This is a genomic window from Mesobacillus maritimus, assembly GCF_019749255.1.
GTDB classification, from domain to species: Bacteria; Bacillota; Bacilli; order Bacillales; family Cytobacillaceae; genus Mesobacillus_B; species Mesobacillus_B maritimus_A.
In genome coordinates this window covers 32,456-58,402 of the sequence record NZ_JACWFH010000012.1, presented here as the reverse complement: position 1 = coordinate 58,402, position 25,947 = coordinate 32,456, and the positions used below count along the sequence as shown (strand labels likewise).

24 protein-coding genes are annotated in these 25,947 nt (G+C 39.9%); 19 read left to right on the top strand and 5 right to left on the bottom strand.

The window, feature by feature from the left end; genetic code table 11:
* Positions 1–52: 52 nt before the first annotated feature.
* From H0185_RS10720 to arfA, 12 genes are all read left to right on the top strand, one after another.
* On the top strand, positions 53–1,432 hold the full coding sequence (locus tag H0185_RS10720) for a sigma-54 interaction domain-containing protein (RefSeq protein WP_221873488.1): 1,380 nt from the start codon (positions 53–55) through the stop codon (positions 1,430–1,432).
* A 284-nt stretch (positions 1,433–1,716) separates the two neighbouring features.
* Complete coding sequence (locus H0185_RS10715; protein ID WP_221873487.1) at positions 1,717–2,208, top strand: zinc ribbon domain-containing protein; 492 nt, start codon at positions 1,717–1,719, stop codon at positions 2,206–2,208.
* Positions 2,209–2,224: 16 nt separating this feature from the next.
* Complete coding sequence (locus H0185_RS10710; protein WP_221873486.1) at positions 2,225–3,856, top strand: zinc ribbon domain-containing protein; 1,632 nt, start codon at positions 2,225–2,227, stop codon at positions 3,854–3,856.
* A 44-nt stretch (positions 3,857–3,900) separates the two neighbouring features.
* The gene (locus H0185_RS10705; RefSeq protein WP_221873485.1) at positions 3,901–5,385 is read left to right on the top strand and encodes a zinc ribbon domain-containing protein; all 1,485 of its coding nucleotides are present in this window, start codon (positions 3,901–3,903) and stop codon (positions 5,383–5,385) included.
* Between the two features lie 71 nt (positions 5,386–5,456).
* Positions 5,457–6,644: a beta-N-acetylhexosaminidase gene (gene nagZ / locus H0185_RS10700; RefSeq protein ID WP_343223130.1), complete on the top strand. Its 1,188-nt coding sequence runs from the start codon at positions 5,457–5,459 to the stop codon at positions 6,642–6,644.
* Positions 6,645–6,982: 338 nt separating this feature from the next.
* Positions 6,983–7,957, top strand: coding sequence for an aldo/keto reductase family protein (locus tag H0185_RS10695; protein WP_221873483.1), 975 nt, complete (start codon positions 6,983–6,985; stop codon positions 7,955–7,957).
* Positions 7,958–8,390: 433 nt separating this feature from the next.
* Positions 8,391–9,539: a GntR family transcriptional regulator gene (locus H0185_RS10690; protein ID WP_343223129.1), complete on the top strand. Its 1,149-nt coding sequence runs from the start codon at positions 8,391–8,393 to the stop codon at positions 9,537–9,539.
* 313 nt (positions 9,540–9,852) lie between these two features.
* On the top strand, positions 9,853–11,199 hold the full coding sequence (locus tag H0185_RS10685; protein WP_221873481.1) for an ABC transporter substrate-binding protein: 1,347 nt from the start codon (positions 9,853–9,855) through the stop codon (positions 11,197–11,199).
* A gap of 79 nt (positions 11,200–11,278) precedes the next feature.
* Entirely contained in the window at positions 11,279–12,232 is a 954-nt protein-coding gene (locus tag H0185_RS10680; protein ID WP_221873480.1) for a carbohydrate ABC transporter permease, read from the top strand.
* 1 nt (position 12,233) lies between these two features.
* Complete coding sequence (locus tag H0185_RS10675) at positions 12,234–13,070, top strand: carbohydrate ABC transporter permease (protein WP_221873479.1); 837 nt, start codon at positions 12,234–12,236, stop codon at positions 13,068–13,070.
* A 30-nt stretch (positions 13,071–13,100) separates the two neighbouring features.
* Entirely contained in the window at positions 13,101–13,721 is a 621-nt protein-coding gene (locus tag H0185_RS10670) for a YesL family protein (protein ID WP_221873478.1), read from the top strand.
* 24 nt (positions 13,722–13,745) lie between these two features.
* Positions 13,746–15,272 carry an arabinosylfuranosidase ArfA gene (arfA, locus tag H0185_RS10665; protein ID WP_221873477.1) on the top strand — a complete coding sequence of 509 codons (1,527 nt, stop codon included), beginning with the start codon at positions 13,746–13,748 and terminating at the stop codon, positions 15,270–15,272.
* 136 nt (positions 15,273–15,408) lie between these two features.
* On the opposite strand, the gene H0185_RS10660 is transcribed toward arfA, so the two are convergent.
* Positions 15,409–16,536, bottom strand: coding sequence for a GntR family transcriptional regulator (locus tag H0185_RS10660; protein ID WP_221873786.1), 1,128 nt, complete (start codon positions 16,534–16,536; stop codon positions 15,409–15,411).
* Between the two features lie 424 nt (positions 16,537–16,960).
* Here H0185_RS10660 and H0185_RS10655 point away from each other — a divergent pair, with 424 nt between their 5' ends.
* From H0185_RS10655 to H0185_RS10635, 5 genes are all read left to right on the top strand, one after another.
* Positions 16,961–18,571, top strand: coding sequence for a xylulokinase (locus tag H0185_RS10655; protein WP_221873476.1), 1,611 nt, complete (start codon positions 16,961–16,963; stop codon positions 18,569–18,571).
* A gap of 22 nt (positions 18,572–18,593) precedes the next feature.
* Complete coding sequence (locus H0185_RS10650; RefSeq protein ID WP_221873475.1) at positions 18,594–19,289, top strand: L-ribulose-5-phosphate 4-epimerase; 696 nt, start codon at positions 18,594–18,596, stop codon at positions 19,287–19,289.
* Between the two features lie 56 nt (positions 19,290–19,345).
* Complete coding sequence (gene araA / locus H0185_RS10645; RefSeq protein WP_221873785.1) at positions 19,346–20,770, top strand: L-arabinose isomerase; 1,425 nt, start codon at positions 19,346–19,348, stop codon at positions 20,768–20,770.
* A gap of 297 nt (positions 20,771–21,067) precedes the next feature.
* Positions 21,068–21,454: an SMU1112c/YaeR family gloxylase I-like metalloprotein gene (gloA2, locus tag H0185_RS10640; RefSeq protein WP_221873474.1), complete on the top strand. Its 387-nt coding sequence runs from the start codon at positions 21,068–21,070 to the stop codon at positions 21,452–21,454.
* 47 nt (positions 21,455–21,501) lie between these two features.
* Entirely contained in the window at positions 21,502–21,759 is a 258-nt protein-coding gene (locus H0185_RS10635) for a hypothetical protein (protein ID WP_221873473.1), read from the top strand.
* Positions 21,760–21,848: 89 nt separating this feature from the next.
* Here H0185_RS10635 and sda read toward each other — a convergent pair whose 3' ends face one another.
* The 3 genes from sda to H0185_RS10620 form a co-directional block, all read right to left on the bottom strand.
* Positions 21,849–22,007: a sporulation histidine kinase inhibitor Sda gene (gene sda, locus H0185_RS10630; protein WP_221873472.1), complete on the bottom strand. Its 159-nt coding sequence runs from the start codon at positions 22,005–22,007 to the stop codon at positions 21,849–21,851.
* A gap of 45 nt (positions 22,008–22,052) precedes the next feature.
* Positions 22,053–22,469 (bottom strand): ATP-binding cassette domain-containing protein, encoded by a 417-nt coding sequence (locus tag H0185_RS10625; RefSeq protein WP_425515824.1) that lies wholly within the window; start codon positions 22,467–22,469, stop codon positions 22,053–22,055.
* A 406-nt stretch (positions 22,470–22,875) separates the two neighbouring features.
* Positions 22,876–23,280 carry an MFS transporter permease gene (locus tag H0185_RS10620; protein ID WP_221873470.1) on the bottom strand — a complete coding sequence of 135 codons (405 nt, stop codon included), beginning with the start codon at positions 23,278–23,280 and terminating at the stop codon, positions 22,876–22,878.
* A gap of 133 nt (positions 23,281–23,413) precedes the next feature.
* Between H0185_RS10620 and H0185_RS10615 the strand changes: the two genes are divergently transcribed.
* Together H0185_RS10615 and H0185_RS10610 are read left to right on the top strand one after the other, a co-directional pair.
* Positions 23,414–24,001 carry a TetR/AcrR family transcriptional regulator gene (locus tag H0185_RS10615; protein WP_221873469.1) on the top strand — a complete coding sequence of 196 codons (588 nt, stop codon included), beginning with the start codon at positions 23,414–23,416 and terminating at the stop codon, positions 23,999–24,001.
* A 380-nt stretch (positions 24,002–24,381) separates the two neighbouring features.
* Positions 24,382–25,371: a Gfo/Idh/MocA family protein gene (locus H0185_RS10610; RefSeq protein WP_221873468.1), complete on the top strand. Its 990-nt coding sequence runs from the start codon at positions 24,382–24,384 to the stop codon at positions 25,369–25,371.
* Between the two features lie 167 nt (positions 25,372–25,538).
* On the opposite strand, the gene H0185_RS10605 is transcribed toward H0185_RS10610, so the two are convergent.
* On the bottom strand, positions 25,539–25,721 hold the full coding sequence (locus H0185_RS10605; RefSeq protein WP_221873467.1) for a Fur-regulated basic protein FbpA: 183 nt from the start codon (positions 25,719–25,721) through the stop codon (positions 25,539–25,541).
* Positions 25,722–25,947 lie beyond the last annotated feature (226 nt).

Here is a 25,947-nt window from a genome sequence, read left to right as displayed (position 1 = left end):
AGAATTGAACGTATAATGGATGAAGGAAGTGTAGGTAAGAGGAGGAAAAGGTATGGGGAAAAAGACTTCTGACAAAAATCACTTGGCCGTTAAAAATCATCATGATTTACCTTCAACTTTATTTGTAACGGACGCAAAGGGCAACATCCTCATTTCCAACGAATTCACCGCATTAACCCTTGGCTTAACTCTCGAAGAATTACTAAAAATGAATGTCGAGGACTTGGTCAAAGCTGGTTATTATAAACATTCAATTACGATCGAGGCCATTACAACCAAGCAAAAGGTATCCCGCACCGTGGACACCCATCGGGGCTTTCATATAAGATCGACCGCAATACCTATCTTCCAGAAGGATGGAGAGGTCCAGCTTGTCGTGACTACCTCAAATGAGTACAATGGAAAACAGCCATTTTTTGATGTCGACCCGAGTATCGTAAATCAATCGAATAAAAATAAAGAACAACTGCAGCAACCCGCAATACCCGGTATTGTTGCGGAGAGCTTAGCAATGAAGCAAATTGTAAAGGTATGCAACCAGATTGCTGCTTATGATAGCAAGATCTATATCCATGGCGAATCAGGAACAGGCAAAGAAGTGATTGCCCGGTATATTTACCAACGAAGCAACCGTACACAAGGTCCGTTCTTAACCATTAATTGCGCCTCGATTCCTTCAGCCATGTTTGAGCAGGAGTTGTTTGGCTATGAAAAGGGAGCTTTTGTCGGAGCGACAGAGGCGAAAAAGGGAATCTTTGAGCTGGCGAATGATGGGATATTATTTTTAGATGAGATTGCTGAAATGCCACTCGCCCTGCAGGCAAAACTGTTGCGGGTGATTGATCATAATGAAGTAAGGCGAATCGGCGGTGTCCAAAATGTGCCAATCAATTGCCGAATTATTACGGCAACGAATAAAGACTTGTGGAAGCTTGTAAAAAAAGGGGTGTTCCGTGAGGATTTATATTATCGCATCAATGTTATTCCCATTCATATCCCGCCTCTCCGTGATCGAAAGCTCGATCTTATCGGTTTAATTTCCTATTTTCTCGCAGAATTCAATGGAAAATATGGGGAAAGGCTCGTCTTAAGTGCAGATGAATTTCAAAAGATGCTGAAAAATGACTGGCCGGGAAATGCAAGAGAACTGAGAAATTATATTGAGAGATTAGTCGTGACCTCCCAGAATGAACCAGACACATCAAAAGAGGATGCGGCGACCGACTGGTTCACACTCGATCATTTTATTAAAAACAATTTGTGTAAACTGAACAACTTAAAAGACTTTGCTGCCGTTGCTGAAGGCCGATATATTACAAACGTGCTTGAAACCTGCAATGGGAAAGGAATCGAAGCCGCCAAAAAGCTAGGCGTAGACCGGTCCGTCATCTACCGAAAATTAAAAAAAATGGACGAAGTCCTCGGGAACTGAGGGAGTGGGACAGGCACCTTGTTTCAGTGCTCTTAACCAATTGATTGCTATCTAGATTTGTAGAGTATTCGTTTAGGATAATCATGGGAAATAACATTCGTAGAGAAAATCAGCTAATCGTTTAACAAAGCGAGCCCCTATTCGGGCTCGCTTTTTCCGTGGTTAGTGGAAGGAATGCTCCTTCTCCTCTCTCCGTTTCACGGGACATTTTCATGGTGAACTGCGCATATAATCCAATGGTCACATTTTCTTAGACCTGTAATAGGTAAAAAGGAGGATACCAGATGAGCGATTTGCAATCAAAGTTAGGTGGAGGGTTAAATAGAATTCAAGATTCTCTGCAACAAGGGAAACAGAAATTACATACGGCCCAGGAAATGAATCAGTATAAACGGGTCATTCAGGAAAATAGTGAAAAGCGGGCGGAAATCATTCAAAAACTGGGAGAAGCCGTTTATAAAAAAGTACGGAGCGGTGAATATGAGGATGCTGACCTAATAACCATTACTCAAGATGTAATCAAGCTTGACCAGCTGGTCTATCGTGCAGAGGTAGAATTAGAAAAATTACAGAAGAAATCCATTCATAACCTTTCGTGCCCAAGTTGCAATACCCCCATTCTTCCAGGCGATAAGTTTTGCGGAGCATGTGGTTCGAAGGTCGAAGAGGCAAAAGGGGAGGAGAACGTAGAAAAGGCTCCCTGTCCGACCTGTGAAGAACATGTACCTGTTCATGCAACATTTTGCGGATGCTGTGGGAATGTATTAGCTGGGTAAGGGAGGTGGTGAATACATGTTTTGTAAAACATGCGGTGAAAAATGTCCATCCCTAGGGAATTACTGTCTAAATGATGGAACGTACTTTTCGCAGGAACGTGTGGACTTTAAATTAAATGGAAAACGAAAATTTTGCCAGGATTGTGGAACAGAAGGAGGTTCGGGGCAAAATTACTGCTTATCCTGTGGGGCCGATTTGAAGCTGTATACAAAGAAGGCAAAGCATGCATATCAAGAACCATCAAACAAAGAGCAGGCTACTAAAAGGAAAAGCCCAACAACACCGGTAGCTTTACCAAAATTCTCGCTTGAAAATTTGAAACTGGCAATCATTCCAGCCTTTATTTCCATCGTAATTTTAACAGTGATTTCATTTGGCGTGTTAAGCATGTCGCAAAGCTATGTGACAGATCTCTTACTCACCGGAGATTCAGAACTAAGTGAAATAACAGAGTTCCTTGGGGTGATGGGAGAAGAAACCGACGCGAACGTACCTGATTTATCAAACATCATTGGGTTGACCGATATTATGATGTATTCAACTCTGCAAGGTTCAACTTTTGAATTCGAAGCAACGAGTAGCGACGGAGTAGATGGGTCAACTCGAGCGAGTATTGACCTTCCAAATGGAACTTTCCTCTATATCCTCATTCCGTTTGTTTCTCTGTTTATTGGTGGCACGGTCCTTGGTGCTCGTAACCGTGACAAACAAGGGAGTTTGCTAGGGTTAAATCTTTCAATGGCAGTGATCGTTGCGGTCATTCTAGCGATTGTTTCCATTTTCGCGGGGTTTTCTTATAAAGCGAAAATGGCCAGTGAGTTTTTCAATGTGAACATTCAAATGGCGAATAACTATTCTTTTATAGGTACGCTTCTAATCAGTTTTCTTTTTGCCTTGGTTTTTGGCGGATTAGGGGTTTTATTTTCACGGAATTACCGTAAAATCACTGGGCACTTACCAGACCTAATGCCTTATGGTGTAGCCGTGCACCAGGCATTCTCGACGATGGTACGCGGAATGACTTTGTTGTTTGTTGTGTTTACGGTTTACTTTGCAACCAAGGTTCATGAGTTGAAAGACAGCCTGGGGATGTTTTTAGCTGGCAGTGGGATCGAAACATTGCTAGAAAAAAGTTCTTTGTTTGTGGTGTCCCTATCCGCCCAGTTAAGTAATTATGTGTGGAACTTGTTGCATGGGGCTCCATTCCACTTAACGGCAAAAGATGACGGTGAAGAGATGTCCCTTGGCTATTCCATTTTTAAAGGTCTGACTAGCAGTGGAGAACAAGAAAGTGAGATTTTCTTCCTCCAACAAATGCTTGAAGGAAGCAGTCTCGGCTTATCTCTCAAAATCGCGTTGCTTTTACCAATTTTATTATTTGTCTGGGCTGGCTATCAGATGGCAAAAGGGCATGAAAATCAGCTGAAACAAGTGGCGGTCTTTAGTCTGGTGTATTCGATATGTATGGGTGGTTTGGCTCACTTCACTGATCTTAGCTTTGCTGTGAAAATCAGCGAAACTGGTTATGGCAGTGAAGAGGTGAGCGCTTCGCTAGGGTTTAGCGGTGTGGGTGTTCTGATTCGGAGCTTCATAGTTGCGTTTTTCTTCTCCTACGCAGGGACATGGGTACGCAAACTTAAATCATAAATTTATTCCTATTTTTTCGGTTAAAAGAATAAAGGAGTGATGGGATGGATTTCTGTCGAGAGTGTGGAGCGAAGCTAGATCATAACCAAGATTTTTGTCCGCAATGTGGGGGAAAAGTGGAGCGGACCCAAGCGGCAGTATCTTCTAAAAGCGAAAATACCAGAACCTCCAGCAACCCTAGGCAGCCTATTTTTAAAAATAAAAAATCAAAGCTTTTCGCATTAGTAGGGGTCCTTGTATTAGCGTTATTGGTCTCGGGTTATTTTATCGGCAGGCATATGACTGCACCAATGACTGTTGCCGATGCCTTTATTGAAGCAGTTAAAACAAAAGATAGCGCTACCGTTGCCAAGATAGTCAATAGTGGCCAGGGTGAATACGAAGAAGTTGACGAAACTCAAATAAAAACGTTTTTAACTTATGTGGATGAACATCCCCGTGTCCTAGCATCGATTTCAGAAGGATTAAGAAAAGATGCGAAGAAGGTAGAAGGAAATGTCTTTTCTAAAAAAGAGTCAGAAACGCCCCCAATAGTCGAGCTAATGGAAAATGGGTCAAAGTGGGTTGTTTTTGATGACTATGCTGTGAAAATCCAAACCTTTTATCTAGATGTAGCATCAGATTTAGACCAAACAAATATATATATTAATAATGAACAAGCAGGAACCATTGAGGATGAGGAAACGTTCGGTCCGCTTTTGCCGGGTGAATACACGATAAAAGCTGTGTATGCGGGGGATTATGGAAAAGTGGAGCAGCAGGAAAAAATCGATACCGCGGATTTCGAGAACGAATCCGCTAGCCTTGATTTTCAGTGGGGAGATTACTTTATTCCAGTTGCTTCGAATTATGAGGATGCCATTTTGTATGTGAATAATCAGAGCACCAAGATGCAAATAGGTGAATTAGCTGAAATTGGACCTGTTCCGCTAGACGGGTCTGTCAAAGTTTCGGTACAGAAGAAGTTTAACGATAAAGTGAGAAAGAGTGATGAAATTCAGTTAACAGAGAAGGTGACCCAAGCCAATTTGGCGATTGATTATCAAGAACCAGAACCGGAGCCAGAGTCAAAGCCGGATCCTAAGCCAGAACCAAAGCCAGCACAAGAACCAGTCAAGGTCGTGATTAACAATCATTCCTCGCAAAATAGTGGGTGGAGTGAAGGAACGTATCCTACTGATGACTATGCCATTCAAGAGGCTATTTTAAGTCATTACAACAGTATTTCGGAAGATAATTATCGCGCAGCTTATGAGTTGTTTTCATCCGAGCGCAAGTCCAAAGTAACCTATGCGGGCTGGGAAAAGGGGTTGAAAAATAATATTCAAGACGTTGTGACCATGTTGAATGTAACGGATATGAATGGAGGTAGCGCAAAGGCATACATGGAGATGACATCTTATGATCATCAATCTGATGGAAGTATATTGGTTCAAGAATGGAAGGGAAGTTGGAAACTGATAAAGGAGAGCGATGGCTGGAAGCTTCATAGTGCAGATATCAAGAAAACAGCATCCTGGACTGAATGATGCAAATAAACCGAAGAACCTTTTTATATTTTATTCTAGGTCTGGTCATGGTGGTTTTGCTGGGAGGATGTGTGGCATCCCAGCAGCCAGACTTTGTTGAAGAAAATCATCATGAGTCAGAGCAGAGTGTAAAGGAACCTGAAACCCAACCCCCTTCGCAATCAAAACCTGAAGAGAATCAAGAAGTGGAGGAGGAGGTCGAGACTGAGGAAGAACCTGAGGAGGCGGAATCAACCTTTTTACCAAAGGAAGACGTAATTGAGAAACTCGTTGCAAAGATGACGCTTGAAGAAAAAATTGGTCAGCTTCTAGTCGTTGGGTTTCACAGCAAACAGGTAAATCCCCATATTCGTAGCATGATTCAGGAATATAAGGTGGGCGGGGTGATTTTATATGACCGCAATATGGAGTCAAAAGAGCAGGTATCGCAATTAACGGAGGACCTGCAGCAGTTGGCGTCTGAAAATGACCAGCCTATTCCGCTCATGATTACGATTGACCAAGAAGGCGGGCAGATTGTCCGAATGAGAGATCAAGTTGCCGTTAAACCGTCCCAGCAGGAGCTCGGTATGCGGGGGGACGCAAGTGCAGTTTACGATACCAATTTCCAAACGGGCGAAGAACTAGTAGAGATGGGAATTGATGTCAACCATGCCCCGGTCCTCGATTTATCTGCGACCGACAGCCGCTCGTTTGGAGAAGACCCAAAGAAAGCTGAAGCACTTGGGACGCAAGCGATTCAGGGGCTGAATGATGCCGGGGTTGCGGCGACAATCAAGCACTTTCCAGGGAATGGCCGTAGCAATATCGATCCGCATTACGAAACATCCTCCGTCGACGCGAATCAATTAGACCTGGAAAACAAGGACATCTATCCTTTTAAAAAGATCATTGAGACCATGGACCACGAACAGCTTTTTGTCATGGTCACACATCTGAAATACCCAGCTTATGACGAGGATAACCCAGCAAGCATTTCACCTGTTATTATCCAAGACCTTTTACGGGGAAAACTTGGTTACAATGGGATTGTCGTCACTGATGACCTCGAAATGGGCGCCGTGAACAAATATTTTACCTATAAGGATTTAGGCTATAGCGCCGTCCATGCAGGAAATGATCTTCTCTTAGTTTGTCATACCTTTGAAAGCCAGAAGCAAGTCATTCAAGGCATCCGCGAAGCGGTTGAAACAAACAAACTATCTGAGGAACGAATCGATGAATCTGTGAAGCGCATCTTGAGGTATAAGATGAGGTGAGACAAGGTTACTTGCTCACGTTTCAGTTGGGGTAGACAGAGACACTGTCCCGTAAAGGGTGAATCGAGAGAACCAAGATGTTTCACTACCTAAATAGAGAGTTTAGATGAAAGGCCTGGCAAGCCAACCACTTGCCAGGCCTTTCATTTTGGAATGACGGGGGAGAAAGGGCGCAGTGTCCAATAGTTTCATAGAATGTTTGAGCCTTACAAGCTCGATAAAACTGGGACAGTGAACCTGTCCCCTTGTCTCAACCATTTATTGTAATCGAGCTGTAGGTTTTATATGATGGATAAAGAGAGTTTACTAGACTTAATGATTCAAGGGAGGATTTTCGAATGAAGTACCGTAGAGTAGGCAATAGTGGCTTGAAAGTAAGTGAAATTGCATTAGGCAGCTGGTTAACCTATGGAAAGACTGTTCAAGACCAAACAGCCTATGATTGTATTAAGAGAGCGTATGAATTAGGGATTAACTTTTTTGATACAGCCAATGCCTATGAACGAGGCAAAGCGGAGGAAGTTCTTGGGGAAGGTTTGAAAGCGTATCCAAGGAGTAGTTATGTTGTGGCGACAAAGGTTTTCTTTCCAATGGGGGAAGGTCCAAATGATCGCGGGCTCTCCAGAAAACATATCATTGAACAATGTGATGCTAGTTTAAAACGATTAGGAATGGATTATATCGATTTATATCAATGTCACCGTTTTGACCCTGAGGTACCGATGGAAGAAACGTTGTATGCACTAGATGACCTGGTCAGGCAAGGGAAGGTCTTGTATACCGGTGTAAGTGAATGGAGTGCTGCGCAGATTGAACAGGCCGCTGGAATTCGTAAAGAACATAAATTAAGACCGCTTATCTCGAACCAGCCGATCTACAATATGCTTGAGCGTTACATAGAAGATGAGATTATCGATGTTTCCCATAAAAATGGGATGAGTCAAATTGTGTTCTCTCCATTAGCTCAAGGAGTGTTAACAGGTAAATACAAACCGAACAGTGAAAAACCTGTGGACAGCAGAGCAGCAAATGATACAACAAATTTTGTGATAAACAGTTATTTTCAAAATGACGTATTAGAGTGTGTTCAAAGATTAAATACGTTAGCGAGTGAGATGGATCTTACATTAAGTCAATTATCTTTAGCATGGATATTAAGTCACCAAGAAATCAGCTCTGCCATTATCGGAGCGAGCAGGCCATCACAGGTTGAAGAAAACGTAAAGGCAGTCGATGTGGTTCTGACAGATGACGTTTTATCTGAAATTGAGGTAATTCTTGAAGAGGTGAAAGACTTTTCACCTGCAAGGTAGTGGATTGGAAGAGAAAACAGCTGGAGTTAGGGATAGCATCAAGAAGAATCTATCCTTTTCCTAGTATAGTAAAGTAAATGCCGGTGGGTAGCCTCACCGGTTTTATTTTTACTTAGGTCGAAAGTATCGAAGGGGTGATTAGATTAGGTCATAATAACCATACGTTTTGTTTAGTAGGTTCTGTGAAAGGGGTTCATCCAACAATTCATAGTCATATGTCCTTCTCTTTACAGGGAAAAAAGTTGTACGAACTAGTTAAGATCAAAAGTGTAAGAAACCATATCTAGACATGCGCATTTTAAAAGTAAGGTAGACAAATGCTGCACCACCCCAGTCATTATATAGTTTCAGTACTTGTTATAAAAAAAGATGAAATATGATATTATACTTGTACGAACAAATTTATTCCTGTGGATGGATGGAGTGTTTTTTTGTGAATGGAACAAAATACAGCAAGGTTAAAAATTGGATAAAGTCCGAAATATTATGCGGTACTTTTGAGTCAAAACAGAAGATACCATCAGAAACTGAGTTGATGGAGCGGTTCAATTATAGCAGACATACAATTAGGCTAGCCTTAGGAGAATTAGTAAGTGAAGGATGGCTTTATAAAGAGCAAGGAGCAGGTACGTATGTCTCTGAGCGAACAGAAACTGAAATCAAGGCTCCCACTACACCCAATAAAAGAAATATTGCCATCATTGTGACCTATATTTCAGATTATATCTTCCCTTCTATTATCCGTGGAGCAGAGAGTGTATTAAGTCAAGAAGGCTACCAGGTGAGTCTATTTAGTACAAATAACGATCATGAAAACGAAAGAAAGATATTAGAAACCATTATCGCCCAACGATTTGATGGCGTAATTGTTGAGCCGACAAAAAGTGCAATCTCTAATCCTAATATTATTTATTATTTACAATTAGAAGCCTTAAAGATTCCTTATGTCATGATTAATGCTGCTTATGATGAGTTAGAACCAGTAAGTGTTTTATTAGATGATGTAAAGGGAGGATATATTCAGGCTAACCATTTAATAGGTTTAGGTCATAGAAATATAATAGGTTTCTTTAAAACAGACGATTTACAAGGGTTAAAAAGGATGAAAGGTTATTTAAAGGCTATGCGTGAAAATGGAGTTCCGATTAATCCGAAACATATTGTAACGTATTCAACAGGCGAAAAAATGAGTAAACCTATTAAAGGATTAGAAACTATTATTAAAAAGTCATCAGAGGTTCCGACTGGCATTGTTTGTTATAACGATGAACTTGCGTTGAAATTAATCGATGTGCTAAGACAAAATAATCTACGTGTACCCGAGGATCTATCCATTATAGGGTTTGATGATTCGTTTTTTGCTGATATTTCAGAGGTGAAATTAACAACTGTAAGGCATCCCAAGAATGAACTAGGTGAGATGGCAGCTACAAAAATCATTCAATTAGTTGAAGGGAAATCCAATCAAAAAGCGGTCGGTACAATGGATGAATCCTTTCATTTTGAGCCTACCATTGTTCATCGAAATTCGATAAAAGAAATGACGAAGAACCTTCAGTTGCCCCTTAGTTACTCTAATTAACTTACGCATGAACATATAAACGAACTCTTAGGCTTAGATGAAAAGGCCCCAATAGAAGATCTTATTGTACAATATCTTGTACGTACAAAACTATCATACTTATTCGTGATTTATAATTTCACGTTCATATTACCTATTTATAGTTGACATGTACGTATATGTTATTTAAAATATCAGTAAAGGTGAATGCGTTTTCATAATAATATCTGAAGATTGCATTTATACATAAAGTGAAGGAGTGATTCTGCAGTTTAATTATTTGGTAGATTGTTAGTTTTTTCACTGAACGAAAAAAGTAAAGGTGGGAATGATCATGAATAGAAAAGGTCTTTCAATTTTTAGTGCCCTGCTATTATCCTTAGTGCTTGTACTTTCTGCATGTAGTGGCGGAGGGAACAGCTCGGAACCTGCAACAACTTCTGATGATACAAAAACTGCTGGTGAAGATATTGAGAATGCAACAGAATTAAGTTTTTGGACGTTTGCTGGAACACACGCTGATTTTTATGTAAATGCAGCTGAAAGATGGAATGAACAACATAAGGATAAGCCAATCAAATTAAAGGTTGAAAATTATCCGTTTGATCAAATGCATAATAATCTATTGATGGCATTACAATCTGGATCTGGCGCACCCGATTTAGTAGATATCGAGTTAGCTAAATTTCCAAACTTCTTAAAAGGGGATATTCAGTTAGAACCTCTTAATGATTTGATTGAGCCTGAATTAGATAAGTTTACTGAAAGAATCAATATCTATCAAAAAGATGGAAACTTCTACGGAGCTCCAACGCACTTAGGTGCTTCAGTCGTGTACTATAATACTGAAATCATGGATCAAGCTGGTGTAGATATTGACTCGATTATTACTTGGGATGATTATGTAGAAGCTGGTAAAAAGGTAGTTGAAGCAACAGGTAAGCCAATGACAACAATCGCTACAAACTGGTACGGAATTTGGCCATATGTTGCACAAAGAGGCTCTGATTTCTTTGATGAAAATGGAAAAATCACATTAGATAGCGAAAAAAATATCGAAACTTTAGAATTTATTAATGACATGGTGAACAAACATAAAATTGCGGAACTTACTCCAGGAGGAAATTATCATACTGAAGAATTCTATGGAGCTATGAATCAAGGTTCCCAAGCATCATTAGTAATTCCAATGTACTACATGAAGGATTTCACAACATACATGCCTGACCTTAAGGGCAAAATGCAAATCCGTCCTATGCCAAAATGGTCTGATTCTGATTACCAATCTGTAACGATGGGTGGAACAGGTACTGCTGTAACAAATCAATCAGAACACGTTGAATTAGCGAAAGAGTTTTTATACTTTGCAAAATTGTCTAAAGAAGGGAATATCCAGTTGTGGAAAGAATTAGGATTTGACCCTCCACGTTGGGATGTTTGGGAAGATCCACAAATGAGAGAAGATAACGTATTCTATCAGTACTTCCACGATGATATTTTTGATATCTTACTAGATATTAGGGAAAATATCGCTCCTATTCAATTAAACGAGTTTACACCTGACATTTTAACAGAAATTGACTCTAATGTTATGCATAGCGTACTTAGAGAACAAAATCTAACTCCAGAAGAAGCATTGAAACAGTCAGCAGATACTGTACGGCAGAAAGCTGGGGAGTAATATTAAAGAATAATAAAGATGATTATGGACAGGTTTATCCTGTCCATAATATCTAATTTACAATGTAAGAAGGGATAAAATGGCCGAATTAAAAGCGAATAACAGGAATAACACTGTGCCTTTAGGAAAAGAAAAAAAGCCGAATAAAGTACTGGGATTTTTGAATTCCAAAAAGGTAGTGCCCTATGTTTTTGTGTTACCGTTTATTGTCTCCTTTGCAGTCCTGACGTTATATCCTACAATACAAGCGATTATTATGAGCTTTCAGAGGATTTTACCAGGGCAAATTGAATTTATTGGCTTGCAAAACTATCAAAGGATCTTAAATCCGGCTTTTTACAAGGCATTAACGAATTCTACCGTCTATATGCTTCTTACTGTTTTGATTCTAGTCACGATACCTATTATTCTAGCAATCCTGTTAGATTCTAAGTTAGTTCGATTCAAAACATTCTTTCGTTCTGCATTATTTATTCCGGCATTAACTTCAATCGTCGTTGCTGGTGTTATTTTTCGATTGGTTTCTGGGGAATCAGAGTTTGCAGTTTTGAACCAAATCATCGGGTTCTTTGGTTTTGAACCGATAAGCTGGCAATTCAACGCATGGTCTGGGATGCTTTTGATGGTTTTCATGGCTTCTTGGAGATGGATGGGAGTCAATGTCTTATACTTTTTAGCCGGTTTACAGAGCATTCCTAAGGAATTATATGAATCAGCTGAAATGGATGGGGCAAACATGTTCCACAAGTTTAGACACGTTACTCTCCCATTTTTAAAACCAATTATTATTTTCGTTACGACAATTAGTATCATTGGTGGTTTCCGAGTGTTTGAAGAAAGTTATGTGATTTGGGAAGGGAACTCACCAGGAAATATTGGTTTGACACTTGTTGGATTATTATATCAGCAGGGGATTCAGCAAAATGATATGGGATTTGGTGCTGCGATTGGGGTCGTGCTTCTACTTCTAATCTTTATCGTAAGTATTATTTATTTGTTGCTGACAGGTGCATTTAAAAGAGGTGACGAGTAGTATGAAAAAAAACACAACCTTAACAAAATGGATAGTAAATATATTTTTTGTAGTGGTATCTCTCATTGCCTTATTTCCACTATTAAGCTTAATCATCTCCTCGTTCCGTCCATCATCAGAGCTAATGAGAAACGGGATTACTTTTTCAATCAATTGGAGTGAACTCTCTCTATACAATTACATTCATATCTTTACACAATCACCTGCCTACTGGGAATGGTACGGAAATAGTTTGATTATTTCCACATTAACCATTGTATTATCCTTGTTTTTCTCTTCTATGGTTGGCTATGCAATGGCGTTGTATGATTTTAAAGGGAGAAATTTCCTTTTCCTATGTGTTCTGGTTATCATAATGATCCCGTTTGAAGTCTTAATGTTGCCACTTTATCAATTAATGATTAATGTGAATTTAATCAATACGTATACCGGTGTGATGTTACCGTTAATTGTTGCACCAACGGCTGTATTTTTCTTTAGACAATATGCAATGGGGCTTCCTGCAGAATTGATGGACGCTGCAAGAATTGATGGATGTACAGAATATGGGATTTATTTTAAAATCATGGCGCCATTGATGTTGCCTTCTTTCTCAGCAATGGCCATCCTACAGGGGCTAAACAGTTGGAATAACTTCTTATGGCCATTACTTGTTATCCGTTCGAATGATTTATTTACATTACCAATCGGATTGGCAACATTGTTAACACCATATGGAAATAACTATGATACCTTGATTGCCGGGTCGGTCATGACCATCATTCCGATCATTGTTCTCTTTATTTTCTTCCAACGATATTTTGTTGCAGGTTTAGCTTCGGGTAGCGTAAAAGGATAATTTAAGCGAGAAATAGAAAGGTGAAAAAAGATGAAGAGCCAGCAGATTGTTACAACTCTAGACAGAATCTTTACATGGATCACGCGGTTGGTCGTCTTAAATGTATTGTGGTTTTTTTATACATTGATGGGTCTAATTGTTGGGGGGATTTTCCCCGCAACGCTGACTGTACTAAAAATTTCTAGAAAGTGGATCATGGGAGAGGATCAATTTCCGATTTGGGGTACCTTTAAGCAAGAATACCGTAAAGAATTTGTTAAATCGAACCTAGTTGGTTGGATTCTAACGATTGCAGGAGTGATTCTTTATTTGAATTACCTGGTCCTTAAAGGGATGGGCGATATGAACATTGTTTTTTACGTTGCTTTCTATCTTATCATTCTATTCTATTTGAATTTAGTCATATGGTCATTCCCGCAATTAGCCCATTATAATGGAAAGGTTAAACATTTTTTTAAGAATGCAATCATTTTAGGCTTCGGGCGATTCCACTTTACGATCGCGATCATGGTTTATATTTTTATCGTATTGTATATTTCGTTAAGGTTTCCTGGTGTTCTTCCTTTTTTCACAATAAGTATAGCTACATATGGTTGGATATGGATGTCAATGAAAGTGTTTCAGAAGGTGAATATCAAATTAATTGACTAAAAGCTAGTTAGAAAGGTGAACGAAATGACTTTGAATACTACTTCCAAGGCAAAGATGATTATCGATAAATCTTTTAAAATATCTGAAGTGAACCCAAGGATCTATGGGTCTTTTATCGAGCAGTTAGGTCGTGCGGTTTATGGGGGAATCTTTGAACCTACTCATGCTACTGCTGATGAGGATGGTTTCCGTCAAGATGTAATCAACCTAGTAAAAGAATTAAACGTCCCGATTATTCGTTATCCTGGTGGCAACATGGTATCCGCATACAACTGGGAAGATGGAGTTGGACCAAAAGAATCTAGACCTAAGCGCTTAGATTTGGCCTGGAATTCATTAGAAACGAATGAAGTCGGCACAAATGAGTTTGTTTCATGGGCAAAAAAAGTGGATGCTGAAGTCATGATGGCGGTGAACTTAGGTACACGTGGCATTGATGCTGCACGAAATTTAGTCGAATATAGTAATCATCCAGGAGGAACGTACTGGAGTGATTTAAGAAAGTCGCATGGCTATCAAGATCCTCATAATATAAAAGTCTGGTGTTTAGGAAATGAAATGGACGGTCCTTGGCAAATCGGCATGAAAACGGCCTATGAATATGGCCGACTAGCTGCTGAAACGGCAAAAGCAATGAGATTGGTTGATCCTACAATTGAACTCGTTAGTTGCGGAAGTTCAGGTTCAGGGATGGAAACGTTCCCTCAGTGGGAAGCAGAAACGCTGGAGCATACGTATGAATATGCTGATTATATTTCTCTCCATCAATATTATGGAAATAGAGACAATGATACAGCGAACTACATCGCGAACACGTTAGATATGGATAATTTCATTAAAACAGTCATTGCGACTTGTGATTATATGAAAGCCAAGAAACGTAGTAAGAAAACAATGAATTTAAGTTTTGATGAATGGAATGTATGGTTCCACTCAAATGATCAAGATAAGCAAGTTGAGCCTTGGTCTGTCGCTCCACCGTTATTAGAGGATATTTACACATTTGAAGATGCCATTCTTGTAGGGAGCATGCTAAATACATTGCTCAAACACTCAGATCGAGTGAAAATGGCTTGTATGGCACAGTTAGTCAATGTTATCGCTCCAATTATGACTGAAACAGGTGGTGGGATTTGGAAGCAAACAATCTTCTATCCATACTACTATACTTCTGTATATGGACGCGGGACTGCGCTTCATTCGATTGTGGATTCTCCAAAGTATGATAGTAAAGACTATACAGATGTACCATATTTGGACCAATCTGTTGTTTATAATGAAGAAACTGAAGAATTGGTTATTTTTGCAGTCAATCGTAATCTAGAAAATCAATTGTTGGTAGATGTTGATATTCGTTCATTTGAAGGATACGGATTAGTCGAACATGTTGTTCTTGAAAATGAAGATCCAAAAGCGATTAACACAATTACAAATGAACAAGTAAAACCACACACGAATTCTAAGTCTTATATCGAAAACGGTACTTTAACGGCGGTATTGCCTAAGTTGTCATGGAATATGTTGCGTCTTAAGAAAAATGAAGAGAAATAAATCTGAACGTCATAAAATAACCCACTTTACATTTCTTTAGAGTTTTGTAGAGTGGGTTATTTTTATTGTGGTGTAGCTACTAAAAAATGGTCGGTACCCTTAGAGGACCGACCATTTATTAATATCTCCATTGTAACTAGTTTTCAATTATAGGCTTTTTCATTTCGGTTGTTGAACTTCTAATTACTAGTTCTGGTTCGTAGACAATAGGCGCTGGAACATCATTGGATGGCCCGTTTTCGATTGCGTTCACGATCCATTTTGCTGCTGCAATCCCCATGTCTTCTTTAGGATGCTTTACGCTCGTCAGTTTAATTTCGGAAGCCTCTGCTAAAAAGGAATCATCAAATCCAACGATGGATATTTCTTCAGGGATTTTGATGTCTAAGTCCCGTAATAAATTGATGATGTTTAAGGCAATCTGGTCATTGTAGCACACAATTGCGGTCGGTTTCTCTCCGAGAGGGGTGAAGAGATGTCTTATTTGCTGTAAAGTACTTTCTTTATTTTCTGTTGAAAATGTAAAAATCATATCTGGAAAAATGGGTGTGTGATTTTCACGGAAGGCGCGAATAAACCCCTGCATTCGGTTGAACCCTTGCAAATCATCGTTTTTAAAAATCCCAATGATTTTCTCGTGCCCTAGTTTAATTAAATGATCGGTGGCAATAAACCCGCCTTTTTCATCATCCATAATAAGATGAGGAGGATTTAATTGAGGGTAATATTGGTTAATCATTAAATAGGGAATCTCATCCTTCTCTAACTCTAAATAGTAGTTAATGTTTGGATTGAAGCTACCGCTTCTAGTAGGTTCCACGATCAGCCCATCAATTTTTCTATTTAACATACTTTGCAAACATTGTTTTTCTGTTTCCACATCGTTATTGGTACTGGCAAAAGTAAGGGTATATCCCTTTTCGGTCAAATAAGATTCAATTCCTCTAATAATAGAGGGGAAAATATAATCGGATATATAGGTAGTAATGACACCGATGTTTTTGCTATTGGTTTTCACTTCTTGCTTTATTGGCTCCGATTGCTGAATGGTTTTCGAACAAAAGGTACCAGCGCCTTGTTCTCGATACAGCCAACCTTCATGAACGAGCTCTCCAATTGCTTGTCGAATGGTATGTCGACTTACCTGAAAAAGTTTTACCAACTCATTTTCGGAGCGTACCTTTTCCCCTGGTTGAACTTCTCCAGTAGTAATCCACTCTTTAATCTTTTCTTTTACCATTATATATTTGGCTTGTCCCGCCATAATTCCACCACTTTCAATTTGTATAACAAGTCTATACGTACAACTTTTGATTCTAATTAGTATGGTATCAAATTCGTACCATTTCTCCAACTTTAAAATTCCTGCTTTTAATATTTTTTCAGGAAGATAGCGCAAGCGAGAAGCCTTGTACGAGTACTTTCGTTCGAACAGTTGGGTATCTGAAATGATTGAGGCCGATAGAAAGGTAAATCATTTTCTTCATGATATGATCCATTCTCTTTCTAGTTTAATAGAGAAAGAGATAGAAAGAAATATAATTCTATTACACTTGTACGATTGTGTAAGGTTTTTTATTGACAAATGTACGTACAAGTAAATATACTTAAGTTGTAAATAACATTTAGATAAAAGCACTTCCTTACCATTCAGAGTAGAAAAAAATCACTAATTAAGAGGGGATTAAATGAAAACGGATACAGTAGGGATGAAACAGGCTATTACCAGCGGAGAGACTTCACTTGGTATTGAATTCGGGTCCACACGCATTAAAGCCATTTTAATTAATAAGGATTTCCAAACGATCGCATCTGGGAGTTATGAGTGGGAGAACCGTTTGGAAGATGGCTTTTGGACGTACAACTTAGTAGATATTATCACTGGCTTACAAACGGCTTATCGTGAATTAAAAAATGAAGTGGAACGACAATATGGCGTCACCATCCGAACAATTGGTTCAATTGGAGTCTCTGCGATGATGCATGGCTATTTGGCTTTTGACAACACAGGGGAGTTACTGGTTCCGTTTCGAACCTGGCGTAACTCAACAACCGGTGAATCTGCTAAAAAATTAACAGAGCTATTCCAATTCAATATTCCTGAACGTTGGAGCGTTGCCCACCTGTATCAAGCGATTTTGAACAAAGAGTATCATCTACCGCGGATTGACTTTATTACCACTTTATCTGGGTTCATTCATTGGTTATTAACAGGCAAGAAAGCCATTGGGATTGGCGATGCTTCAGGGATGTTCCCAATTGATGAATCCACTGGAGACTACAATGAATCTATGGTGAAGCAGTTTGATGAATTAATCGGTGACGAAGGTTTTCTTTGGAAGATAAAAGACATCCTGCCTAAAGTCTACGTTTCGGGCGAGCAAGCAGGAGAGTTAACGGAGGTTGGGGCAAGAATTCTTGACCAATCTAGGAATCTACAAGCGGGTATTCCAGTTTGTCCTCCAGAAGGCGATGCTGGTACAGGGATGGTTGCGACAAATAGTGTAAGGAAACGTACTGGAAATGTTTCAGTTGGAACTTCCGTTTTTGCGATGATTGTTTTAGAGAATGAACTGTCAAAAGTATATCCAGAGATTGATATGGTCACGACGCCAACTGGTAGTCCTGTTGCGATGGTTCATGCGAATAACTGCTCAAGTGATCTCAATGCATGGCTTGGGTTGTTCCGTGAATTTTATGAGGCAATGGGGGAAAAGGCGGATAACAATAAATTATTTGAAGTATTGCTAAACAAAGCTTTGGAAGCGGATCCAGATGGTGGTGGTTTGCTAAGTTACGGCTATTACTCTGGTGAAAATATTACAGGCTTGGAAAACGGCCGACCGTTATTTGTCCGCTCCCCTGAAAGTCGTTTCAATTTAGCAAACTTCATGAGGGCCCACCTTTTCACCGCTTTTGGTGCGTTGAAAATTGGGATGGATATCCTGACAAAAGAAGAGCATGTTGCCATTGATAGCATTTTAGCTCACGGAGGGTTATTTAAAACGCCTCTTGTTGGACAGAAAATGGTTGCAGCGGCGATGAACACGCCAGTATCGGTGATGTCAACAGCCGGAGAAGGCGGGGCGTGGGGAATGGCGATTTTAGCTTCTTATATGCTGAACAAAGATCCACAAGAAGGGTTAGAAGACTTCCTTGATGACAAGGTGTTTGCAGAGGTTGATGGGCAAGAAATTTTCCCGGATGCCGTTGATGTAAAAGGGTTTGAAACATTTATTGAACGTTATAAAAAAGGGTTAGTGATTGAGCAGTCTGCAGTAGATCATTTGGTTTTATAGGTGAAAAACGGGAGGGATTTACGTGTTAGAACAGCTAAAGGAAGATGTCTATCAAGCAAATTTAGACTTACCTAAATATGGACTCGTGAAATATACATGGGGAAATGCAAGCGCCATTGACCGTGAGAGTGGTTTATTCGTGATTAAGCCGAGCGGTGTTGATTATGAAAGAATGCAGCCTAGTGATATGGTCGTGGTTGATTTAGATGGCAATGTTGTTGAGGGAGAGATGAGGCCTTCATCCGATACAGCCACACATGCCGTTCTATACAAGCATTACCAAGAAATTGGGGGCATTGTTCATACACATTCCACATGGGCCACCATTTGGGCTCAAGCCGGACTTGATGTACCCGCAATGGGAACGACGCATGCGGATACCTTCTATGGTTCTGTTCCATGTGCCCGCTACTTGACCCAAGAGGAGATTGATCGTGGGTACGAGGTCGAAACGGGAAATGTGATTATCGAAACATTTGAAGAGCGTGGGTTGGATGTCTTAGCTGTTCCTGGAGTCTTACTTCATGGACATGGACCTTTTACATGGGGCAAAGACGTAAAGTCCGCAGTATTAAACAGTGTGGTGTTGGATGAAGTTGCAAAAATGAATTATTACACACGAGATTTAAATTCATTTGCCAAGGAGTTACCACAAGGGATTTTAGATAAACATTATCTTCGAAAGCATGGTAAATACGCTTATTACGGTCAGAAGTAAAATCAAACTATCAGACAAGGGGACGGTTCCCTTGTCCCGAGGAAAAGAGGATGAATATGTTAACTACTGGAAGAAAAGAATTTTGGTTTGTCGTAGGTTCACAACATCTTTATGGGGAAGAAGCATTAGCGGAGGTCAAGGCGCATGCGCAAGCCATGACGGATGCATTAAATGAAAGCGGTGTTTTGGCTTATCCGATCGTATTGCAAGATTTAGCTGTGACTGCAGATAAAATTACAACGATTATGAAAGAAGTCAACTATCGTGACGAAGTTGCTGGTGTCATTACGTGGATGCATACATTCTCACCTGCAAAAATGTGGATTCGTGGAACAAAATTACTACAAAAACCATTGCTCCATTTAGCCACACAATACAATGAAAGCATTCCTTGGGCAACGATTGATATGGACTTTATGAACCTAAACCAAGCGGCTCATGGAGATCGTGAGTATGGGTTTATCAATGCCCGTTTGAAAAAGCAAAATAAAATTGTTGTTGGCTATTGGGAGCGACCTGAAGTGCAAAAGCAGATTGCAGATTGGATGGACGTAGCGGTTGCTTACAACGAAAGCTTCAACCTTAAGGTTGCTCGCTTTGGTGACAACATGCGTAACGTTGCCGTAACTGAAGGCGATAAGGTAGAGGCACAAATTCAATTTGGTTGGACGGTTGACTATTTCGGAATTGGCGACCTTGTTCAATACGTAAACGCTGTTACGGACGAGGAAATCAATGACCTTTTAGCAGAATACGCAGATCTTTATGATTTCGAGTATGGTACATACAGTCAGGAAGATTGGGAGAAGAGTGTAAAAGTTCAAGCAAGCTATGAAATTGCGATCAAGCGTTTCCTAGATGATGGTGGATACACAGCCTTCACTTCAAACTTCGAAGACTTATATGGGATGAAACAGCTCCCAGGTCTTGCAGTTCAACGTTTGATGGCACAAGGGTATGGCTTTGCGGGTGAAGGAGATTGGAAGACGGCAGCACTTGATCGCTTGTTAAAAGTGATGAGCCATAATCAATCAACTGGTTTTATGGAAGATTACACGTATGAATTAGCTGCCGGCCAAGAATCGATCCTTCAGTCACATATGCTTGAAGTCGACCCATCTTTAGCTAGCTCAAAACCGAAAATTGTGGTATCTCCTTTAGGGATTGGCGACCGTGAAGACCCAGCGCGTCTAGTGTTTGACGGAAAAGCAGGCGACGGTGTGGTTGTGTCCATGGCTGACTTTGGCGCCAACTTCAAACTATTAATCAACGAAATTTCGGCATTTGAGCCAACTGTTCCAGCACCAAACCTTCCAGTGGCCCGTGTGCTATGGGAAGTGAAGCCAAACTTCCAAGACGGAGTTCGCGCTTGGATTGAGAATGGCGGCGGTCACCATACTGTCGTTTCGTTGAACTTAACAACTGATCAAATCATTACCTATGCAAAATTAGTTGGCTTAGAGTATGTAGTGATTAGATAAAGTTTCAATCTCATGAGGTGTGGTGGGACACAGGGACAGGCACCTTGTCCCAAAAGTTGTCTATGAGAGTATTTTTCTATAATTTCAATTGAAGAAACTGAGAGGTCCGGCAGCGTTGCCGGGCCTTTTTTAGCTTGCAAACAAATTGGAACCCCTAATTAGCAGTACTCCTTTACGGAAACAGCCTCTACAATTTGAATAGATTAAATGGTAGGATGTGTAAAAAGGTGTCTAGAGTGGCGGCACAAGGTGCAAATACCACTCAGACCCATTAAAAATGAGTAGGGAATGAAGTCGATGAAATTATTGAACATCCACCACGTAGCAATCATTTGCTCAGACTACGAAAAATCTAAAGATTTTTATGTGAGAATCCTCGGGTTGGTCCCGATTCGCGAGGTTTATCGCGAGGAGAGGGATTCTTACAAGCTTGACTTAGAAGTCAACGGCCAGTATCAGATTGAGCTATTTTCCTTTCGTAATCCACCAGCGCGTCCAAGTTATCCTGAGGCAGCTGGTTTAAGGCATTTGGCGTTTGCAGTTGAAAACGTGGAGGAAGCGGTACGTTATTTATCGGAGCAAGGCGTCGAGGTAGAGGACATACGTGTTGACCCTTATACGGATAAAAAATTTACGTTCTTTGCGGACCCAGATGGGTTGCCTATTGAGATTTATAATAGTTGAACTAATGATCAAGCACTTTAGATAAGAAAAGAAATCTAGGTGATTCCATGAAGAAAGGTTATACGGTTTATTCTATTGCTAGAAAACCACATACTGCTGGAAGTGGGCATGAGGTGCTTTCGTTTGAAGGTACAAAAGAGGACTTTTTAGATTTAATGTGCACCTTCATTCTTTCTGAGTATGGGTGTTATCAGGTGAAAGTTTTACAAGATAAGAAAAACAGTATGCATCTTGTGGGGATTAAAAGGCGAGGCAGAAGAAAGGAGTTTAGGGTTTTTAATAAAAACGCTCAGAAAAAATTCTGAGCGACTTAACCTGCTAGTTAGCTTTTAATTTGTAATCTCAATAGGTTGCTATTAACCAGTTTTAGGGCCCCAATGGCCGTGCTCCTCTTTTACTTTGCCTCTGATTTAGGTTCGCGACGCTCCGGGAAACAGACAATATTTCTTCGCTCTAACTCTCGTGCTAATAACTTCAGGAAGTCCTCTTCTAAGTTCATCTCTATTGCCTTCTTGTAGGCGCTGATCAATTCATGGTCTATTAGAAGTAACATCGATTTCCTCCTGTTGTTTTCCATACCCTTCATCTTGTTTTGTATTCAAAAGCAACAGAATTTTATGAAGTTAAGCTTGCCATTCTTGTTGCAATCTTCCATCGGTAATGCGGTACACCTTTCACAATAATCAATCAAGCGTGTGTCATGGGTGACCACAATAGTTGTTTTATTGTTTTCAGTGGTTACTTTTCGCAGCATTTCCATCACTTCAAAGGCACGCTCGGAATCGAGTGATGCGGTCGGTTCATCTTCTAAAATAGTGCTCGGGTCCGAGTACAAAGCTTTGGCAATTGCCACTCGTTGGCGTTGTCCACCAGATAACTCTGACGGGAAGCTGTTCATTAACTCTTGGATACCCAAGGAATGATAAACCTGTTCCCGCTTTTGAGGGGAGAGATTGTTCTTTTTCACTTTGTCTAGTAAGTTCATTTGCTGTTGAACAGATAAAAATGGAACCAGATTAGAAGATGGGAATAGGGAGATTTTCTGAGACGGTTCTGGGGCAGTTTAAACCGCCCCTAAAAAATGGAGAATGATCTTAACCCAACCTAGAAATGCAATCCATAATGGTATACTCAAAGAAGTTCCCCATAATAGTCCAACTAAGAAATGATCTTGTTTCTCCATTTGAACAACTCCTTTCCTATTCCATGCATTTCTAGAAAGTATATGTTCTTACTAACATACCAAACGATGATGAAGAAATAAGAAGAAGTTTGTCCGGAATGAAATGATTTATTTCGACAAAGGCAGATGTTTAGGTTGGGTTCCTGTGGCCACCCAATTCTACCAAAAGCGGTGAAGGGTCTATAGGGTCATTATGGATTTAAAACTACTATTGAAGGAACCGTGCCACGCGTGAATACTAGCCTTCTACCTCGCCCAAGTCGATTACGCTTCTTTGCATTCTTTTATTTTTAAAATAGCCAAAGCAAGTCGTCATAAATAGTATTCCTACAACCATGATGATGATACTGCTCATTAAATAGGATGAATCAATCCTTAGTAATACATTATTTCTAAACCAAGATTGGAATGGCAATCCTAAGCCGAGTAAAACACCGAAGAACAAAACTTTGCTCTTCCAGCCTTTTCCTTTCATCTTTTTAATTGAGCGGTTGACGAACAACCGTAATAATCCTAACCCCATACCAACGGCAAAGAAAATAAGTAAAAATACTTTAGCCTCTTCATTGAGAATGAACGCCTTCGCAAGCATTCCAACAGCGATTAATAATGTGATAACCATGATACTAGTTGATTTTTTCATTATGATCACCTTTTGTTCGATTTTTTACCACCCAACATGGTGTTGAGTGGTATGTATATCATTCTATTTTGTTGATACAATCTAAGCAATAAACAAAAAACATGATGTTGTTCAGTGGTATGGAGGGAATGACATGGCGTCTATCTATGATGAAATGAATGAAAAGACGAAAGAAAATATTCAGAAAAGCTTTTTGCAGTTGCTAAAGGAAAAGCCTTTCGTGAAAGTATCTGTTCGGGATATTACAACCATTGCAGCGATTAATAGAGGGACTTTTTACTTGCATTATGAGGACAAATACGATCTTCTTCATCAAATGGAGGATACCTTGCTTAGGGGACTCGAAGTGCACTTGCAGCGTCTGAAACCGGATGTCTTACTTTTAGAAGCAGAAAAGGGGAACATATCAAGGTTTTCCGTTGAAGTATTCCGTTACATACAAGAGAATGTGGAACTCTTCCAAGTGCTATTAGGGGAACATAATCAGTTTGGTTTCCATAAGCGGCTCAAACACTTCTTCGGCAATCACTTTATTGAAAAAATCGTACAGAACCAGCACTTCTTTCAAGACTTAACCATCCCAAAGGATTATTTGTCATCGTTTGCAATTTCGGCTTTTTTAGGATTGGTCGAGCAGTGGCTTGATAATTCGTTAGCTGAATCTCCAGAAGAAATGGCCGATATGTATATTCAGATTATCTTTTTTATAAGGAAGATGTGATCTCTCTATAAGGGTTTCATCTGGATTTATTTTAGAGAATAGTGAGATCATTTGATCTTCACAACTGAACGAGAAGAGGATGTTCAAAAAGGTAGGGCTACCTTGTTTGAACATCCTCTTCTTTATCATTGGGAATGCACGTTGAACCTTAAAAATCTGGCAGAAATAAGTTGGTGAACATGTCCCTAAGTTCTGCTTTAATCGTGTGATTATTTGTATAATTATGGTATTATTAAAGGATAGAACTAGATTTCCAAACAAGTAGATTTGAATTCTTAGTGGGGAAGAGAGACAGCTTGTCTCACTAGATCAAACCAGGTGTAAAACAAGTGTTTATAGTAGAAATCTACAGCTAAATAATTACATAAGGAGAGTTTCCGGTGGATAAAATTCGATGGGGTATTCTAAGTACAGCACATATTGCAAGAACACAGTTGATTCCTGCAATTTGGAGGGCTGACAACGCGGAGGTTGTAGCAATTGCGAGTCGGGGCAGTAAAGTTCATGAGGTTGCCGCAGAGCTTCAGATTGCCAAAGCATATGAAAGCTATGAGGAATTGTTAAATGATGCTGAGATCGATGCAGTGTACATTCCACTTCCAAATCATCTACATAAAGAATGGGTTCTAAAGGCAGCGCAAAAAGGAAAGCATGTTCTATGTGAAAAGCCAATCGCGTTGACAGCTCAAGAAGCGGAGGAAATCGTTCAAGCTTGTGAGGAGCATGGAGTGAAATTTATGGAAGCGTTTATGTATCAGCTTCATCCTCAACATCAACGTGTGCGCGAAATCATGGAATCTGGTGAAATTGGCGAAATTAAATTGTTTAAATCAAGCCACTCCTTCTTTTTACAAAACCGTGAAGGAGATATCCGGATGAAGAAAGAGATGGGCGGAGGCGCACTTTATGATGTAGGATGTTATTCTCTTCATGTGCTTCGTACCGTTCTCCAATCCGAGCCAGTTCAAGTCAGAGGCGTGGGTCAACTAGATTCCAAAACGGCAGTGGATCTTTCCTCCTTCTTGTATCTAGAAATGGAAAATGGGATTCCCGCTGTGATTGACTCCAGCTTTGATATGGTTAGCCGCAATGAGTATGAAGTGGTTGGGACGAAGGGAAGCATTAAAGTACCATACGCGTTTCGCCCTGATGTAAATGGGGGAATTGGCAAAGTTGTGGTCAAGCATAACGGGATGACTCGTGAAGAAAGCATTCCTGGGGATATTTATCGATTGGAAGTAGAACATTTCTCACAAGCTATCTTAAATGACCATCAACCTGTTCAGACCGGTGCTTCATCGATTCAAAATATGCGCGTCATCGATGCCTGTTACAAAGCCATTCAGACCGGGGAGATTGTTACCCTTTAAGGCTCAGCAGGAACTCCTAGATAGGGGAGTGCAGCTTAATCCTTTTAAGCTCATTACAATGCTTTTTAATCTAGAGAAAATAAACCGGTTGGGTCCCCAACCGGTTTCTTCTTTCGTTAAAGGCTGCTTCTATCAATAACAACCAATTAATAGATTTGTGAATAAGCTCAGGTGCGGGGCAGGGAATCAGTTCCGTTGTCCCTCTCCATATTTTTATACTCTTCCTCTAAATCAGTTAAAGATAATTCGTATAAATGTTTATTCCCCTTTTTAAAGATCCCTGATTGGATCATCTTATTAATCAATTTTTCCTTTTTTATTTGAACTGTATATCGTAGTGTGTGATTCATTTGTGACACCTCGTTTATTGTGTTATTGAGAATTTATTATGTAGGAGTTGGTTTAGAAGCTTTAGAGGAACTCCTTTATACAACTCCTTACCCTTTCACTTGGCTAGTATAAACAAGGTTATTAAATAAAGCTGTCGATTGAAATCGAAAATAAAATTCTTAACGAAAACGTTACCTTTTTATTATGAAAGTAAAGAATGAAATAAATGAGACAGGGGGACAGATA